The organism is Tenacibaculum sp. (genome assembly GCF_048269885.1).
Classification (GTDB): Bacteria; Bacteroidota; Bacteroidia; order Flavobacteriales; family Flavobacteriaceae; genus Polaribacter.
Genome location: NZ_JBLWTZ010000013.1, coordinates 98242 through 115404 on the forward strand (window position 1 = coordinate 98242; position 17163 = coordinate 115404).

The 17163-nt window shown below is 32.2% G+C and carries 16 protein-coding genes; 12 read left to right on the plus strand and 4 right to left on the minus strand.

The genetic code is table 11. The features are described from left to right. The first annotated feature begins 927 nt into the window (after nucleotides 1–927). The 5 genes from ACN0WY_RS11265 to ACN0WY_RS11285 all read left to right on the plus strand — a co-directional run bounded on the left by ACN0WY_RS11265 (nucleotide 928) and on the right by ACN0WY_RS11285 (nucleotide 7707). Entirely contained in the window at nucleotides 928–1755 is an 828-nt protein-coding gene (locus ACN0WY_RS11265) for an alpha/beta hydrolase (protein WP_330487222.1), read from the plus strand. 491 nt (nucleotides 1756–2246) lie between these two features. Next, a complete protein-coding gene (locus tag ACN0WY_RS11270) occupies nucleotides 2247–3677 on the plus strand; it encodes a VOC family protein (protein WP_330487223.1) in 1431 nt (476 codons plus the stop codon). 120 nt (nucleotides 3678–3797) lie between these two features. Next, nucleotides 3798–4256 carry an Lrp/AsnC family transcriptional regulator gene (locus tag ACN0WY_RS11275; RefSeq protein WP_330487224.1) on the plus strand — a complete coding sequence of 153 codons (459 nt, stop codon included), beginning with the start codon at nucleotides 3798–3800 and terminating at the stop codon, nucleotides 4254–4256. 37 nt (nucleotides 4257–4293) lie between these two features. After that, nucleotides 4294–7191, plus strand: a complete 2898-nt coding sequence (locus tag ACN0WY_RS11280) for an FAD-binding and (Fe-S)-binding domain-containing protein (RefSeq protein ID WP_417800407.1) — start codon at nucleotides 4294–4296, stop codon at nucleotides 7189–7191. A 63-nt stretch (nucleotides 7192–7254) separates the two neighbouring features. Beyond that, nucleotides 7255–7707: a hypothetical protein gene (locus tag ACN0WY_RS11285; RefSeq protein ID WP_417800408.1), complete on the plus strand. Its 453-nt coding sequence runs from the start codon at nucleotides 7255–7257 to the stop codon at nucleotides 7705–7707. On the opposite strand, the gene ctlX is transcribed toward ACN0WY_RS11285, so the two are convergent. Continuing rightward, nucleotides 7704–8639, minus strand: a complete 936-nt coding sequence (ctlX, locus tag ACN0WY_RS11290; RefSeq protein ID WP_417800409.1) for a citrulline utilization hydrolase CtlX — start codon at nucleotides 8637–8639, stop codon at nucleotides 7704–7706. The genes ACN0WY_RS11285 and ctlX overlap by 4 nt on opposite strands. Before the next feature lie 146 nt (nucleotides 8640–8785). Here ctlX and ACN0WY_RS11295 point away from each other — a divergent pair, with 146 nt between their 5' ends. After that, a complete protein-coding gene (locus ACN0WY_RS11295) occupies nucleotides 8786–9271 on the plus strand; it encodes a DUF2938 domain-containing protein (protein WP_417800410.1) in 486 nt (161 codons plus the stop codon). 98 nt (nucleotides 9272–9369) lie between these two features. Here ACN0WY_RS11295 and ACN0WY_RS11300 read toward each other — a convergent pair whose 3' ends face one another. Beyond that, nucleotides 9370–10413 (minus strand): flavin-containing monooxygenase, encoded by a 1044-nt coding sequence (locus ACN0WY_RS11300; RefSeq protein ID WP_417800411.1) that lies wholly within the window; start codon nucleotides 10411–10413, stop codon nucleotides 9370–9372. 331 nt (nucleotides 10414–10744) lie between these two features. On the opposite strand from ACN0WY_RS11300, the gene ACN0WY_RS11305 reads away from it, so the two are divergent. The 6 genes from ACN0WY_RS11305 to ACN0WY_RS11330 all read left to right on the plus strand — a co-directional run bounded on the left by ACN0WY_RS11305 (nucleotide 10745) and on the right by ACN0WY_RS11330 (nucleotide 15488). Next, nucleotides 10745–11473, plus strand: a complete 729-nt coding sequence (locus ACN0WY_RS11305) for a DUF4272 domain-containing protein (RefSeq protein WP_417800412.1) — start codon at nucleotides 10745–10747, stop codon at nucleotides 11471–11473. Between the two features lie 68 nt (nucleotides 11474–11541). Next, entirely contained in the window at nucleotides 11542–12120 is a 579-nt protein-coding gene (locus ACN0WY_RS11310; RefSeq protein WP_417800413.1) for a DUF1566 domain-containing protein, read from the plus strand. Nucleotides 12121–12130: 10 nt separating this feature from the next. Then, nucleotides 12131–12685: a GNAT family N-acetyltransferase gene (locus ACN0WY_RS11315; protein WP_417800414.1), complete on the plus strand. Its 555-nt coding sequence runs from the start codon at nucleotides 12131–12133 to the stop codon at nucleotides 12683–12685. Between the two features lie 552 nt (nucleotides 12686–13237). Next, nucleotides 13238–14254: a TQO small subunit DoxD gene (locus ACN0WY_RS11320; protein ID WP_417800415.1), complete on the plus strand. Its 1017-nt coding sequence runs from the start codon at nucleotides 13238–13240 to the stop codon at nucleotides 14252–14254. Nucleotides 14255–14448: 194 nt separating this feature from the next. Then, nucleotides 14449–14892 carry a DUF6892 domain-containing protein gene (locus ACN0WY_RS11325; protein WP_417800416.1) on the plus strand — a complete coding sequence of 148 codons (444 nt, stop codon included), beginning with the start codon at nucleotides 14449–14451 and terminating at the stop codon, nucleotides 14890–14892. Nucleotides 14893–14975: 83 nt separating this feature from the next. Then, the gene (locus ACN0WY_RS11330; protein WP_330487235.1) at nucleotides 14976–15488 is read left to right on the plus strand and encodes a M23 family metallopeptidase; all 513 of its coding nucleotides are present in this window, start codon (nucleotides 14976–14978) and stop codon (nucleotides 15486–15488) included. A gap of 3 nt (nucleotides 15489–15491) precedes the next feature. On the opposite strand, the gene ACN0WY_RS11335 is transcribed toward ACN0WY_RS11330, so the two are convergent. Continuing rightward, nucleotides 15492–15716: a hypothetical protein gene (locus ACN0WY_RS11335; protein WP_299007500.1), complete on the minus strand. Its 225-nt coding sequence runs from the start codon at nucleotides 15714–15716 to the stop codon at nucleotides 15492–15494. Beyond that, nucleotides 15703–17091 (minus strand): MATE family efflux transporter, encoded by a 1389-nt coding sequence (locus ACN0WY_RS11340; protein ID WP_417800417.1) that lies wholly within the window; start codon nucleotides 17089–17091, stop codon nucleotides 15703–15705. Before ACN0WY_RS11340 ends, ACN0WY_RS11335 begins: the two co-directional genes overlap by 14 nt. Nucleotides 17092–17163: the final 72 nt, after the last annotated feature.

The window sequence follows — 17163 nt, forward strand, 5'->3', positions numbered from 1 at the left end:
TTAAAAAGAGTAAAAAGAACATCTCTTTTAATTTTATCAACCTATTTTAAGGGTACCTTTTTCACTTACAAACCTTTATTTTTGTTAGATAATGATTTTTAATTACTAATGGTCTTTGAGATTGAAAAAGTACAACTAATGAAACTATTCTCATAAATTTCTAAATTTTTCGAAACAGAATTTCCATTAAATCAACATGGGCTTGATCAATTATTTTTTTTATTTAAGGTTGAAAAAACATGCTAAAGGAAATATCTTACTTCAAAAAAAAACTAAAGAAAAACACTTATTCACTACTTAACAAAGTAACTCATTGTTTAATTGCTCATCAACATCCAAACCATATAAATAATGCTGGTGTACAGTTTTTAATTAAAAATAACATTCCTGTTACCTGTAGTATAAAAACATGAAGAAGCGTTTAAAAAACGAAAGATAAACATTGTACAAAGTTTAAAACATTGGGAAAAACAAGCTTTTTAGGAGGCAAAATTGAAGGAATACCTGCGAGACACGGTTATGGTTTTGCTGCTAAACTCATAGGAAATGTACTTGGTTTTTACATATAACTACCCAACCAAAAATTTATTTACCTCAGCTCTGATACCGCTTATGCAGTACATAAAATACTTACCAATTACAAACCTAAAATTAGTGTATTGCATGGGAAACTACCCAGTTTGATCTTTTTAAACAACTTATTAAGAATGTAGAAGATATCTTAAAATTTATAAAAACTCATCTGGTTCTGTCATCGGTAATCATATGGAAGCTATTAACCATTGTTCTTTAACTCGAGAAAAACTTAATTTAAAACTATACTGCAACAACATAATGTACATCACAATGTTTACCTTCCTGAAGATGGAGAGTTGTAACTATTGAGTAAAAGTCTCTTATATTTACATAACCATTATTATGAATAATATGAAACAGAAAACTTTAGTATTAGCTACTCTATTCATCACTATTGCAACCTTTACTCAAAACATTCCTAAAAAAATGAATGAAGGTGATTTTTCCATCGGAAAAACGGTTCAAATAAAATCGACCATTTTAAAAGAAAACAGAACGCTCAATATTTATTTTCCCGCAAGCTACGATATTGATAAATCAAAAAAATATCCAGTGATTTATTTACTAGACGGTTCTAAAGATGAAGACTTTATTCACATTGCTGGAATTGTGCAATTCGGTTCTTTTCCTTGGATAAACATGCTTCCTGAAACTATAGTCGTTGGTATTGGAAATGTAGATAGAAAAAGAGATTTTACCTATCCTTCTACTCTTGAAATTGATCAAAAAGAATTTCCTTCTTCTGGAAAATCTAAAGAATTCATTCAGTTTCTACAAAAGGAGCTGTTACCCTTTATCGATGCCAACTACAGAACCACTAATAACAAAACATTAATCGGACAATCGCTAGGTGGTCTTTTAGCTACAGAGGTTTTATTTAAAACTCCCAATCTTTTTAACAACTACATAATTGTAAGCCCAAGTCTTTGGTGGGATGCTGAAAAACTTTTAACCTTTGTTCCTGCTAAATACAATACTAAGAAACACATTTATATTGCTGTTGGTAAAGAAGGACCTGTTATGGAGCGAACTGCTAGAGAATTATATGACAAACTGCTCCACAAAGCCGCTGATAACTCAAAAATTTACTTTGATTTTTTAGAAGATAAAACTCATGGTGATGCACTACACGAAGCAGTATACAATGCTTTTGGAAGCATTTATAAATCAAGAAAATAAAATATTCTAAACAACAAACTTTCTTTTTATTTAGTTTACCACTACAAGCCTTTGCCGAACCACCTTTTTTAAGCAAAATAAAACCAAAGTACAACTCACTATCGGCAATGAGATGCCCACAAGCAAACACATAATAGCAGAAAATAATCTCTTTTGTAAATTTTTAGTTAGGAACTCTATCTGCGAAAACACTTGTTTACTATGGTTCTTAAAATGACGAAACTTTTGAGTTGTTGTTTAGAGTATATATCTTATGTTTATTCTTTAATAGCATTAAAATTTCTGAAATATTTTACCAAAACTCATCCCCTAAAACAAAGTCAAATTGACTTTTAAAAAACCCTTTTTTAGTAAAAATTGTCTTTTTTTTAACCAAAAAGACAATCACCAAAGAAAACTGACTCAAAACAAATACTAATAAAACAAAATTCACTTTTATGTGTACTAAAAAAAATTAAATTCATTTAATTTGTAGCAAATTTCAATAAACTATGTCATCAAAAAATAAACTAGAACGTTTTGTTAATACAACTGAAGAATTGGTCTCTCCAGAGTACATTCGTAACCGCTTCTCTAAAATTATGTCGGATATGTACAAGAAAGAGGTACCACTTTATGGTGAGCTACTTAATTTGGTTCATGACATAAATGATGCCGTTCTTTCAGAGTCTAAAGAAATTGAAGAACAGTTAGCACATACTGGCGAATTAACTCGACTAAATATGGAACGCCACGGAGCTATTCGTTTAGGTAAGCCCTACGAACTATTTACGATGAGGCGTTTGTTTAAGGTTATGGGAATGTATTCTGTTGGCTACTACGATTTAGCCCCAGCTGGTGTTCCTGTTCATTCTACGGCGTTTAGAGCTATTGAAAGCACTGCTCTTAATCAAGCTCCATTTAGAGTTTTTACCTCTTTATTACGTATCGATTTAATTGATGATGCTCAGCTTCGTAACAATGTTGAAACGATTTTAGAAAAACGTCAAATTTTTACAGAAAAAGTTTTGCAACTCATTGAAAAATCTGAAAAACAAGGGGGGTTAAATAAAGAAGATGCCGAAACCTTTGTTCAAGAAGCTCTAGAAACTTTTCGTTGGCACGATACTGCTACTGTAGATTATGAAATGTACGAAGCTTTACTAAATCAACACCGATTAATTGCTGATGTCGTTGCTTTCAAAGGTCCTCACATTAATCACTTAACTCCTAGAACTTTAGACATAGACAAGGTGCAAGTAAGCATGGAGGCTCGTAACATTCCACCAAAAGACAATATAGAAGGCCCTCCGGCAAGAAAATGCCCTATTTTACTACGCCAAACGAGTTTTAAAGCATTAACTGAAAAAGTAACTTTTAAGAACAATGTTGAAAAAGAAGAAATAGGCGAACACAAGGCTCGTTTTGGTGAGATTGAACAACGGGGTGCGGCATTAACTCAAAAAGGACTTGATTTGTATCATGAGCTGTTAGGCAAAACACGTAAAGCTATCGGTGGATCACCAACTGCTGAAAACGCCTCAGAATACAATGAATTATTAGTAGAAAACTTTAAAGTTTTTCCTGATAATTACAACGAATTACACTCAAAAGAGTTGGCTTATTTCCATTATTTCACTACCGATAAAGCAAAAACGTTATCTAAAGAAAAAGTGTATACAAAAGGTGATGTAAATCAATTATTAGAGGGGGGGTATTTAAGCATAGAACCTATGGTTTATGAAGATTTCTTACCTGTAAGTGCAGCAGGAATTTTTGCTTCAAACTTAGGTACAGATGATGCTAAGCGTGAATATGAAGGAACCTCTAATCAATCATTATTTGAAAAAGATTTGGGAGAACCTGTTTATAAGTTAACAAAATGGTATGAAGATATGCAAGATGAAAGCATACATAACTGCTTGGCAGAAATAAATGCTTAATCATAAATTAAGTATTGAAAAAGTGTAGCCGTATATTTGCATTATCGGCTACACTTTTTCGTTAAAAACGATTGTTTATCTTGTAGCTTATATTAAGTTTATCCTAATAAAATTATTCTTTTGGAAAATCAATTTGATTATATAGACAAACAAATACTTTCAAAATTACGTTTAGATGCACGTAAACCTTACTCACAAATTGCGGAAGAATTAAAAGTTTCCAACTCCTTAATTCATCAGCGTATTAAAAAGCTAACCGCTGAAGGTGTAATTAAAAATGCAGAATTTGTTTTGGAAGAAAAAAGCTTAGGCTATAAAACCAAATCATACACTGGGATTCGACTTCGAGAAGCACGTTTTGCAAAAGATGTTCTAAAAGAACTAGAAAAAATTCCTGAAATAACCGAGTGTAATTTTGTTTCGGGTTACTACGCTATCTTTATTTTGATTTATGCAAGAGATAATGAACACTTGCAAAAATTACTATACGATAACGTGCATTTGATTAATGGAGTAGCTGGAACCGACACATTTATTTGTTTTGATACTTGCTTTAAACGAAACATTCCTATTGAATAATTTAACAATACAATACCTTTTCTAGCTTATTATATAAATGATACAGACAACACAACTAGAAACCTTCAAAAAATTATTAGCTGGCGAATTATTTTTTGACAACTTACATAAAAATATTTATGCCACTGATGCTTCGGTATATCGTAAAATCCCATTGGCAGTTGCCTATCCTAAAAACGCACAGGATATTCAACTATTAATTGATTTTGCTACTAAAAATAACATCACCTTAATTCCACGAACCGCAGGAACTTCGTTAGCTGGACAGTGTGTTGGAGATGGAATTGTGGTAGACGTTTCTAAGTACTTTACCAACATCTTGGCCTTTGATGAAATGAACAAAACCATTACGGTAGAGCCTGGAATTATTCGTGACGATTTAAACCGCTTCTTACAACCTTTCGGGTTGTTTTTTGGGCCGAATACCTCAACCTCTAACCGTTGTATGATTGGTGGAATGGTAGGTAACAACTCTTCAGGAAGTACTTCTATACGTTACGGAGTTACTCGCGATAAAGTCATTGCTATTCAAGGGGTGTTAAGTGACGGTAGTGAAGTTACCTTTTCTGAAATTACTTCAACTGAATTCAATCAAAAGAAAACACAAAATTCGTTAGAAGGAAACATCTATCGAGCAATTTATACTGAACTTTCTCAAGAAACCGTTCAACAAGAAATAAAAAAAGAATTTCCGAAAGAAAGCATCCACCGAAGAAATACAGGATATGCAGTTGATGAGTTTTTAACTTCCGAGTTATTTGGTGGGACAGAACCAACTATCAATCCTGCTAAATTTTTATCAGGAAGCGAAGGAACCTTAGTCTTTTCAACAGCTATTACCATTCAACTAGACGACCTACCTCCTACGCAAAGTATTATGGTATGTCCGCATTTTACTAGTGTAAACGAAAGCTTAAAAGCCACTGTTACTACTATGAAACACACGCTCTATGCTTGTGAATTAATGGATAAAGTAATTTTAGATTGTACTAAAAACAACCGTGAGCAAGCCAAAAACCGTTTCTTTTTACAAGGTGATCCTGAAGCGGTGTTGATGTTAGAAGTTTCGGCAGATACTATTGAAGAAGCAGAAGTACTAGCCGATACACTTATTGAAGATTTAAAAGCAAACAACTTTGGATACCACTATCCTAAAGTATATGGCGAAGACATTGCTAAAGTACATCAACTACGGAAAGCTGGTTTAGGACTACTAGGAAATATTGTTGGAGACGATAAAGCGGTAGCTTGTATTGAAGACACAGCTGTGGCTTTGGAAGATTTACCTATCTATATTGAGGAATTCACCAAAATTATGGATAAGTATCAGCAAAAAGCAGTGTATTATGCACATGCAGGAGCTGGTGAGCTACACTTACGTCCTATTTTAAATTTAAAGAAAAAGGAAGACGTAGTACTGTTTAGAAAAATAACTACTGAAACTGCGGAGTTAGTTAAGAAATATCAAGGATCATTTAGTGGTGAGCATGGTGATGGTATTGTACGTGCTGAATTTATTCCGCTGATGATTGGTGACAACAACTACCAATTATTACGAAGAATAAAAAAAGCATTTGATCCGAACAATGTGTTCAACAAAGGAAAAATTACCGATGCTTTTCCGATGGATCAAAGTTTGCGTTATGAGGTTAACCGAAACGAACCTATTATTGAAACTATTCAAGATTTTTCAGATAGTGAAGGTATATTAAAATTAGCCGAAAAATGTAACGGTTCAGGTGATTGCCGTAAGTCTCCCGAAGCTGGTGGAACCTTGTGTCCGAGTTATCGAGCAACTCGAAACGAAAAAGAAACTACTCGAGCTAGAGCCAATACACTACGTGAAGTTTTGACTAATAACACCGCTCAAAACAAATTCGACTCAAAGGAATTAAAAGAAATTCTCGATCTGTGTTTAAGCTGTAAAGCTTGTGCTAGTGAATGTCCGAGTAATGTAGATATTGCTTCTATGAAAGCAGAATTCTTGTACCAATATCAAGAAACAAATGGATATTCTTTTCGTAGTAAATTGTTTGCTAACAATGCTAAGTACAACAAATTAGGAAGTAAGTTTCCTGTGCTAACAAATTTCTTTACCAATACTACTCTAGCTAAAAAGCTTATGGGAGTTGCTACAGAGCGTTCTGTTCCTAAGTTAGCAAAACAACCGTTGAGTGTTTGGTTAAAAAAGCATCAATCAATAGCTTCTAAAAAAACAGTGTACTTATTCAATGATGAGTTTACGAACTATTACGATGCAGAAATTGGAAAAGACGCAGTTGTTGTATTAGAAAAGTTAGGATATGAAGTAAAAACCGTGAACCACGAAGAAAGTGGGCGTAGCTATATATCAAAAGGATTTTTAAAAGAAGCTAAAGAGATTGCTAATAAAAATGTAGACACTTTTAAAGAATTAATTTCTGAAGAAACTCCATTAATTGGAATAGAACCTTCGGCTATTTTAACCTTTAGAGACGAGTACTTACGTTTAGCGAATGATAAAACATCAGCCAAAAAACTTTCTGACAATTCTTTTACTATTGAAGAGTTTTTAGCAAACGAACATGCCAAAGGTTCGGTAGATACCACTAAATTTAGTAATGAAACAAAAGAACTTAAAATACATGGGCATTGTCACCAAAAAGCTTTGTCTAGCACACATGCTTCTTTTTCTATATTAAATATTCCTAAGAACTATAAAGTAACAATTATGAATACAGGTTGTTGTGGTATGGCGGGTTCTTTTGGGTATGAAAAAGAACATTATAAAGTAAGTATGCAAGTGGGTGAAGACACGTTGTTTCCTAAGGTTAGAAACTGTTCGGTTGATACAGAAATAGTTGCTGCTGGTACGAGTTGTCGTCATCAAATTTATGATGGAACAAAACGTTTAGCAAAACACCCTGTAACAATTTTAAGAGAAGCTTTACTATAAATAATTGATTTTCATGTCTTTATTTTGTACTTTTAAGACGATTAACTCTTAAAACGTACTCTTATGGCGAGCAATAAAATCATATTTAGCAATGCACTGCTAATTTTTGCAGGTATTGTTGGCTTCTTTCTCATTATGAAAATTTTTGGATTGGAAGATGTTTCCGAACTGCGTTTTTTAAACTTTGCTTTCGTTCTTTATGGTATTAACAGAGCTATAAAAACCAATATCATTAAAAACCATGAGTCGTTATATTTCAGCAACTTTTTATTAGGAATTGGAACCTCTATAATTGCTGTAGCCTTAACTATTTTGGGGCTAATTATATATGTAGATTTTATAGATGCTGGTTTTATGACAATACTTGAACAGTCTTCTTTTTGGGGACAAAATTTAAGTTTACCACTAGTTGTATTTGCATTAGCTATAGAAGGGATTGCATCTTCTGTAATCTGTTCTTTTATTTTAATGCAGTACTATAAAAATTATAAAGTTTCTAACACAATGGTTACTTAAGCTTTTGGTAAAAAAACCTCAGCCATCATGCAACGAGCACTTCCACCACCACAAGTTTCTATAGTTTCTAGTGAACTGTGTAGTATTTTGCAATGCTTTTCTATAGCTTTAATTTGATTTGGGTTTAATGAATGAAAGGCGGAAGAACTCATTATAAGGTAACGCTCATCATTTGTTCCTTTAACTTGCAACATATTTCCTGCAAATTGTGTTACTTGTTGTTCTGAAATAGCAATAACTTCTTTTCCATCCGACTTTAAGTGTTTTAATAAGTTTTTCTTTTCTTTTTTATCATCTATCGAATCTAAACACACCACCGCAAAACTTTCCGCAACACACATCATTACGTTTGTATGATAAATAGCTTCTCTCCTTCCCTCAACTGTTTGGTTTGCTGTAAAAATTACAGGAGTATATTCAAAATCTTCACAAAACTCAATAAATAATTCTTCATCTGCACGAGGAGACAAAGCGCAATAGGCTTTTCTGTTATGCCTATCTAAAATCATGCTTCCAGTTCCTTCTAAGAAAACCTCCTCCTCTTCTGCTTCAGAGTAGTCTACAACATTTTCTATTACAAACCCTTTTTCTTCCAAAATCTCTAGTACATCTTCTCTACGCTCAAAACGTCTATTCTCTGCAAACATCGGATAGATAGCTACATCTCCGTTTTCATGAAAAGAAATCCAGTTATTTGGAAATAATGCATCGGGTGTATTAGGCTCTTTAGTGTCTTCAACAACTACTACAGTAACACCAACAGCTTCCAATTTTTCTACAAAAGCATCAAATTCTTCTTGTGCCTTAGCATTGATTGATGCAGGTAACATTCCTGACAACTCTTGCTGGTAATAATTATTTACGGCTGTTTGCTCATTCATCCTAAAGTTTGCGGGACGAACCATTACTATTGTATGTGTTGTTTGTTGCATACTGCGAAGGTAATAAGATTTTGGATTTTTATTACAGCAAAAGAAAACAACTAAATTTTAATTATACGATGTTAATTTATCCTATTTTTTCTCTGATTTGTCCTATCGCAATCACCTTCTCTCATTTTACTTTTGTTTAAAAAAACATGAATCATTTATTTCAAACAATTTTAGTAGGTATTGGTGCTACAGCAACCATGGATGTTTACTCTATCATTTTAAATTACTTTGGTATCAAAACACTTGATTACAAATTTTTAGGCCGTTGGATTGGTTATTTTTTTGACGGTAAATTTTCTCATCATACAATATTTACCGCTCCTTCCATAAAACATGAACATCTAATTGGTTGGGTTGCACACTATACGATTGGAATTATGTTCGCTTTACTTTTAGTACTTATTTTTGATAAAAAATGGCTTGAGCACCCTACACTTTTACCAGCTTTAATCATAGGGATAGTAACTGTTATAGCTCCTTTCTTTTTTATGCAGCCTGCGTTTGGATTAGGAATTGCTGCTTCTAATGTTCCTGATCCAATCAAAGCTAGAGTAATGAGTTTAATAACACATACTGTATTCGGTTTTGGATTATTTTTAAGTGCAAAGATTTTAAATATTCTAATTAAGTAATTAGTTTTTTTAAGAGAAGTATCCTTAATTCTATAAACTCACCTAACAAAACTACTAATAATTACTGCTATTGGTAGTTTTGTTATTATGCTTAAAATTTATTTTTCACTAATTATATCTGCCAAATAGCTTGCATCTTTTGATACACCTCCTAGAGTGGCAGAACCACGAGTATACATCCAAGGTAAGCCTATAAAATATAATCCTTCAATATTACTCACTCCCCTGTAATTTTTTGGGTAATTATCTGCATCTAACTCCAACCCTTCTATCCACTTAAAGTTTGGACGATATCCTGTAGCCCAAATAATATTTTTTATTGATGTTACTTTCTTGTTTTCAAAAACAACTTCATTATCTAACGCATCTTTAGTTCTTCCTACTGTAACTACATTTTCACGGGATAGAATTTCTTTTACATCCGTACCAATTACAGGCTGTAAAGAAGTGCTTATTTTTTTCCCTATCCAACTGTATTTGTTAAATTTTAAAAATCCTATTAAAGAAAACCACCACCATAACGTTTTTCCTAAAAATTGCTGAGGTAAGGTTTTTACTTTAGTAGTTCCCGAGAAATATACCGTCTTTGACTTTTTATCCTTAGATATCTCATCCAAAATTTGATATCCTGAATCTCCTCCTCCAACAACTAGCACATCTCCTTCTTGTAACTGTTCACTGTTTTTATAGTAATTACTATGCATTTGTAACACCTCATCTGATAATTTTGTATGACAGGGAGGCGTATATGGTATGTGAAATGGCCCCGTTGCTACAATTACATTTTTTGCTACAAGTGCTCCTTCATTATATAATGCATGAAATCCTTTTGCTGATTTTTTAACAGAAGTTACCAATGTATTCAGTTGTACAGGAATATCAAATTTCTTTACATACGATTTAAAGTAATTGCTAACCTCGTATTTAGAAGGATAGTGACCTTTTGGAGCATTAAATTTTAAACCTGGTAAGTGATTATATTCAGTTGGTGTAAATAGCTTTAAAGAGTCCCATCTATTGAGCCAAGAGGCTCCAATTTCTTCTTCTCCATCTACTACTATAAAACTTTTTTCCATCTTTTTTAAGTGGTAAGCCATGGATAAGCCTGCTTGCGCACCACCAATAATCACAAAATCTAACATCTAAAATCATTTTCATTAAGGCTCAAATATAGATACTTTAAACAAGCACGTCAAACTTTTCTTGGAACTGAAGACTTTCTTAAGAATTAAAAGACCAGTCATTTACAGCATACTAAACTTAAGATGAGCAAAGTAACCTAAAACAAATTACACACATAAAAAAAACATGAGCACCATATAATCAATCATTTTCTATTTCAAAAAGTAATAACAGCATAAAACACTTATCAACCTTTCATATATTTTAACAAATTTCATATCAATACCTGTTGCTTTTATAAATATTTTCACCAAAAATAAGCTGTAGGCTTACAAACCTAAAAAAAACACTATGGGATGGTTTAAAAGAAAAAAGGCTTCAAAAAATATTACCCCTAAAACTGAAGCAACTCAAAGAGATTCTTCCATTGTAAGATCTCAATCAATTACTATTTGTCATGATGCTGGATTTAAGCCTGCAAGTTCTCTTCCTACAATTAGGGAAACAAAATTAAGACCCGCTAACGAAATTGCAGGAAGACTCCACGCCATAAAAGCTCTTGTTTTATGGTTAATGGTACCTACAGAGAATTTACCTGATGAAAAAATTATAAATTTTATTAATCAGAATAAACTTCTTGATTTTATGACTGAAGAAGAAAAAGAAATACTCAATGTATCTAGAAATAATATAGAATTGAGAAATTCTATTGGTTGGAAGTTTGAAAACGCATGGCCACTTGCTTGGTACTTTGGTTATAATGAACCTGAAATTTCTGGTCAAATGATGACTGGTGAGCAAATGCAAGAAATTTTAATAAATCATACATGTTCACTTGATTCTTTAATTAGTGAATGGCTTCCTAATCAACATACCCTAGAAGAGGAAAAATTAGTAGAAAAAGAAGATTTATTTTACTGTTTACATAATGCAATAAGAAGTGCCCAATTAGGAGGAAATACTGTTCCTGATGGTTTTGACCCTATTGGAAATGGCGGGGTTATTCATGAACGTAGACATTCGTTAACATGGATGCTTTCTAACGGTACTGAATGGGAAGATACCGATCTTAGCACATAAACTTAAATAAAAACAGGAGAAGTTAATTTATAGACTCATAAATTTGTAAAAATTGAAGTTTTAAGAAAATGAGAATACTTACCCTAATTGTTTTACTACTTAGCTTTTCATCGTGTAAGAAGGCTCAGAAAGAAAACAACACCCCTAAAAAGAAGCCTGAAGTAAAAATAGAAGTAGTTACTCCTAACAACCACCAAAAAACAATTGACACTACTTTAATTGTGTTAGACTCTACCACAAACTTAATTTGGATGAAGAACGATTTTAGTGTCATTGAAAAAAGGTTTTTAAATAAGTGGGACGAAGTATTTGAATGGCAAGAAAAAATGAACTCTGATATCTATGCAGGATTTAACGATTGGAGAGTTCCAACTATAAAAGAATACCGATCTATTAATAAAAATAAAAAAGATAGAGTTACTTACAAACAATTTTTTACAGAGATTGACTCTACTTTCTTCTGGGGAAAAGGAGCTTATGCTTTTTGGAGTTCAACAACACCTAATAAAAACACTGCTAGCTACATGAGTTTTAAAGAAGGATTTGCTGTATCTGGGAACAGAGAAAGAAATATAACATACATGAAAGGTCATAAAGGCAAATCATTGGGTATGAGTGTTAGACTAGTTAGAAATAAAGTCAATTAAAAGGTTTACAATGATTATTAGAAAAGCTACCTCTAAAGACTCCCAAGAAATTGCTTTTTGTATGCTCTTGGCAATGGAAGACATTGTTTATACATTTATTGGAGAAAACACTACAGAAAAAGCACTTGCCTTTTTAGAGTCTTTAATTATTCAAAAAAACAACCAGTACTCTTACGAAAACTGTTGGGTTATAGAAAGTGACAATAAAGTCATTGCTGCAGCTAACATCTATAATGGTGCCGATTTAAAACAACTTAGAAAACCGGTAGCTGCCTTACTAAAAACTAGGTTTAATCAAAAGCTAACATGCGAAGATGAAACCCAGTTTGGAGAATATTATATTGATTGTATTGGTGTAAGTTCTAGCTACCAAGGTAAAGGTGTTGGTTCTAAAATACTAAGCTTTTTAATTGATGAATATGTTCATAAAAAGAAAGAGACATTAGGACTTTTAGTTGATAAAGAAAACCCTAACGCTAAGAAACTATACTTAAAGCTAGGTTTTAAAATTGTTGGAGAAAAAAGATTCGTTGGTAAGGCAATGGAACATTTACAGATACACTAACTTTATTAAGAAAATTATAACAAACTACACTCCGTTTATTTTATAAGTTTACCTTGTGAGAAAACTTAACAAAATACCAAACACTTCTTCGCTACTTCCTAATAATAGGTCTAGTAATTTTATTATTTTTTTCTCCCTGTAAAGTTAGAAACTTTATACAAGCAGAACTTAATCTTCCGCTTACTGAAGTTTCAAACAAAAGTCAAACTACCACAAGTAAGCTTAGTTGCTATAGTAGTGAGGTTACAGATGTTTCGCTACTACAAACAATGCCTTTTGTTAAAATTTTGCCTGTTTTTATAGATAGTTTTTTTAACACCTCTTCTCAGTTTGTTGCAAATTTCCCTAATAAAACAAGAACTAACTATCAAAAAAAGAGACATGTAACATCTTCAGTTCCTCTTTATATTTTATTTAAAAACTTTAAAGCCCACCTTTAGCCTCCTCTTCTTAACAATTACAAATAAAAATAATAACCTACATAATACTTACTTATGTAGCTATCACTTGTACTATAAACTACAAATAGTATAAGTTCTAACACAAAACATAATGATTAACAACAATATAAAAAACGATTCAGGGCTTTTGGTTCTGGCAATACGATTGGTTATTGGTTGGACCTACTTCTCTGCCTTTTGGAGAAGAACAATTTTAGCCAATAAACTCGACCCTGAAGTAGCAGGATACATTGGAGAAAAATTCAACCATTTTCTTCCTAATGCATTAGGTATTAAACCTCTTATTCAATACTTAGTTGAAAACCCTGACATTCTTTGGCTAAACATGGTAATATTTACTATTATTGAAGGAATTGTAGGACTATTCATCATCTTTGGTTTATTTACTAGAATAATGAGTATCGGTGTATTCGGTCTCGCTATGGGAATTCTTTTGGGTTCTGGTTGGATAGGAACAACATGCCTTGATGAATGGCAAATTGGTGTACTTGGCATCGCAACAGGATATGTACTTTTTTTAACCGGAAGTGGTAAATACTCGCTAGACAACTACTTTATTAAAAATAATCTTTCTTTTACAAAAAAGAAATGGTTTGCATGGCTAGGATCAGGGACCTTACCGATTAAAAACAACATTTTTCCAAGGTTTGTTTTAATAGGATCCTTAACTATTTTAGGAATGACTTTATTCACCAACCAAGTATTTCATGGTGGTGTTTGGGGAGCACTTCATAACAAATCGGTTAAACCTAAATTAGAAATAACAGAAGGTAAAATTAACAACGATATACTTTCTTTTAACCTCTTTAGAACAGAAGGTGTTGATGTATATGGATCGTGGGTTATTGCTATTGAATTACTTGATCAAAATGGTAATATTGTTGTTCAGTATGCACAAAAAGAATTAGCTTCATTAGCTCATCAAAATATATTAAATTATTACGTTGCTAAAATAAAACCTGGTAAACATAGTTTGGTTGTCCCTTTAGGAGCCAAAGCAAAAATGACTTTTAGTAATCAAACTCTTTCACAGGTTTCTAACGGAACATATACCCTAAAAATAACAGATATTAGTGGTGCTTTTTGGACACACCAAATAACTAACTAAATCTAAAACGCAATAGTGTTGAAACACTATTGCGTTTCTTTCAAAACTTCAATTATTTCCCAAAAACCAACCTTATGCTTTTTTTAACAAATTTCATATCGATTACTTTTTCTTTTGTAAATAATTTCACCAAAAAAAGCTATTAAGTGTTTCTTACACTTAACTTCTCATTAAATAAATATAAAAAGTAGACTATGAACAATCAATTAAATTTTAAAGAATTAAACTTTAAACTAGCTGTAATTAACGAGTTAATGTACGTTCAAGAAGTGTTACAACCTAAATTAGAGGTATATGAGTTTATAGAAAAGCAACGGAACTTAACTTCTTCAGAAGCTTATGATATTATTGAAGAAGAAGGCTATGAAATAATTCCTGAAGTACTGGAATACTTTAAAAACTTAGAACTCACTTCTGAAATGGTTGAAAACATTGAAGAACTAAACATGGATGGTGGTGACGAAATCTATGGTCAAATTATCCCTTTTTGGGACGGTGAAGATGATGTATTTAGTGTGAACTCTGCTGTTGATTCTACATTACTACCCAACCTAAAAAGGATTTCTCTTCTTTATAGCGAAAATGATTCTTTATTAGAAGAATTTCAAGAAAAAGGAATTGAAGCTGATTGGCTTTAAGAAAGTAAAACGTATTTAATGAAAACTCTTAAAACAAACGATAAAGAAGAAACAGAACTTCGGTGGTAAAACTATAAAACAACATGTTTAAAATAAAAAAGAAACTACTTATTCTTTTAATAATTCTATTAACAGGCTTTTTAATTCCTCAAAACTTAAAAATGCCTGTTAATGGAGCTACCAAATCTGATTACAATCCAAAATCATTTTGGTATTACCCTTGGGGTAAATCAGTTACCCATAAAGGGGTTGATATTTTTGCTAAGAAAAATACTAAAATCACCTCTTCTACTCTCGGAGTAGTTTTATTTTCTGGAAAAATAAGTATGGGCGGAAATACCGTAGTAGTTCTAGGTCCAAAATGGAGGTTACACTACTATGCACATTTAGAAAGTGTAAAAACAACTTCTTTAACTTTTGTAAATACCAATTCGATAATTGGAACTGTTGGCACGAGTGGAAATGCCGCTGGAAAAGCTCCACATTTACACTACTCTATATTTACTCTAATACCTTATGTATGGAAGATTGATTCAGACAAACAGGGATGGAAAAAAATGTTTTACCTAAACCCTATTGATTATTTAGAAGAATAGTTCTTATTCTAATCCTTCCATTTCAGCATCATAAAATAATCCTGCTGCTTCAATTAAGCCTTCTAACTCATTAGCTAAGTCTTGTTCATTTTCGTTAGACAAGTCTTCAAACCACTCAATTTCATCATCTTTTAAATTGATTAAAAAACGAGGATACTCTGTATGCAAAACAAAAATATCTTCTGGGTGATTGCTATTATCAGCTAATAAAAATTTAGGTAAGTTCATTATGTTTTGTTTTAATCAATTGTAAAGTTAATTTATTAAATCGTATAAATAGTAAAATTGATGCTGTGGTTAACCCTGCAAGCAACCCTAACCAAATACCAAAGCTGCCATATTTCCCTTCTGATCCGAAGAAAAAACTAATAGGAAAACCTACCACCCAATACGATATAAAAGTGATGAATGTAGGTATTTTAACATCTTGTAAGCCACGTAAAGCTCCTAACATTACTACTTGTATACTGTCACTTATTTGAAAAATTGCCGCAGCAATTAATAAGTTTGCTGCTATACTCATTACCTCCATATTATCTGCATAATTTTCAGCATCGCTTAAATCAACATATAAATTTGGTAACGATTTGTGAAAAACAAAGAAAAAAGTAGCAAATATAACTGCGAGTATAGTCCCTAGGAAAAAGATTGAAAATGCTATTCTTCTCAATTCTTTATAATTTTGTAATCCTTTTTGATTTCCAACTCTAATCATAGAAGCAACGCTTAATCCAGTGGCTACCATAAATGTCATTGAAGATAAATTCAACGCTATTTGATTTGCCGCTTGAGGGTTTTTTCCCAACAATCCACTTAACCAAATTGCTGCTGTAAAAATAGCTACTTCAAAAAACATTTGCATAGCACTTGGTGTACCTAAGTTTATAATTTTTCGAATCATTAAAGTATCTAACACAAAAAACTTAATATTGGTAACCAAACGTTTTGAACGCTCTTTTTTACTTAACAACCACCATAAATATACCACCATTACAAACCTTGAGAGCAACGTTCCGTAAGCAGCTCCCACGATGCCTAATTGAGGAAAACCAAACTTCCCGTAAATTAGTAGGTAATTCAGCAATACATTCAACACATTAGCAAGTAATGTGGCATACATAGGATAGCGTGTCATTGACATTCCATCACTAAATTGTTTAAATCCCTGAAAAATAATCATCGGAATTAATGAAAAAGCTACCAAATCTAAATATGGAATCGCCAACTCAACCACCTCTATAGGTTGTTTCATTAAATACATTAATGGTTTCGAAAAGAAAACTACTAAAAACAGCATAATTCCCATCATAGTACACAAGAAAAGTCCGTGCTTAAAAGTAGATTTTGCTTGTGTAAAATTATTAGAAGAGTCTGCTTCGGCAATTAAAGGTGTTATTGCAGTAGAAAAACCAATTCCTAACGACATTGCTATAAACATAAAACTGTTACCTAATGAAACCGCTGCTAATTCGGCAGTTCCTAGTTGACCTACCATTATATTATCTATAAAACTCACAAAAGTATGCCCTAACATACCTAGCATTACTGGAGCAGCAAGTTTTAAGTTATATTTAAACTCTGAAGTGTATTGTTTAATGTTCAATTTAGTATTCTTTTCAGCTTGCAAAAATACAACTGTTATCTAAAATAATGTAGGGATATAACAAAATAAAAA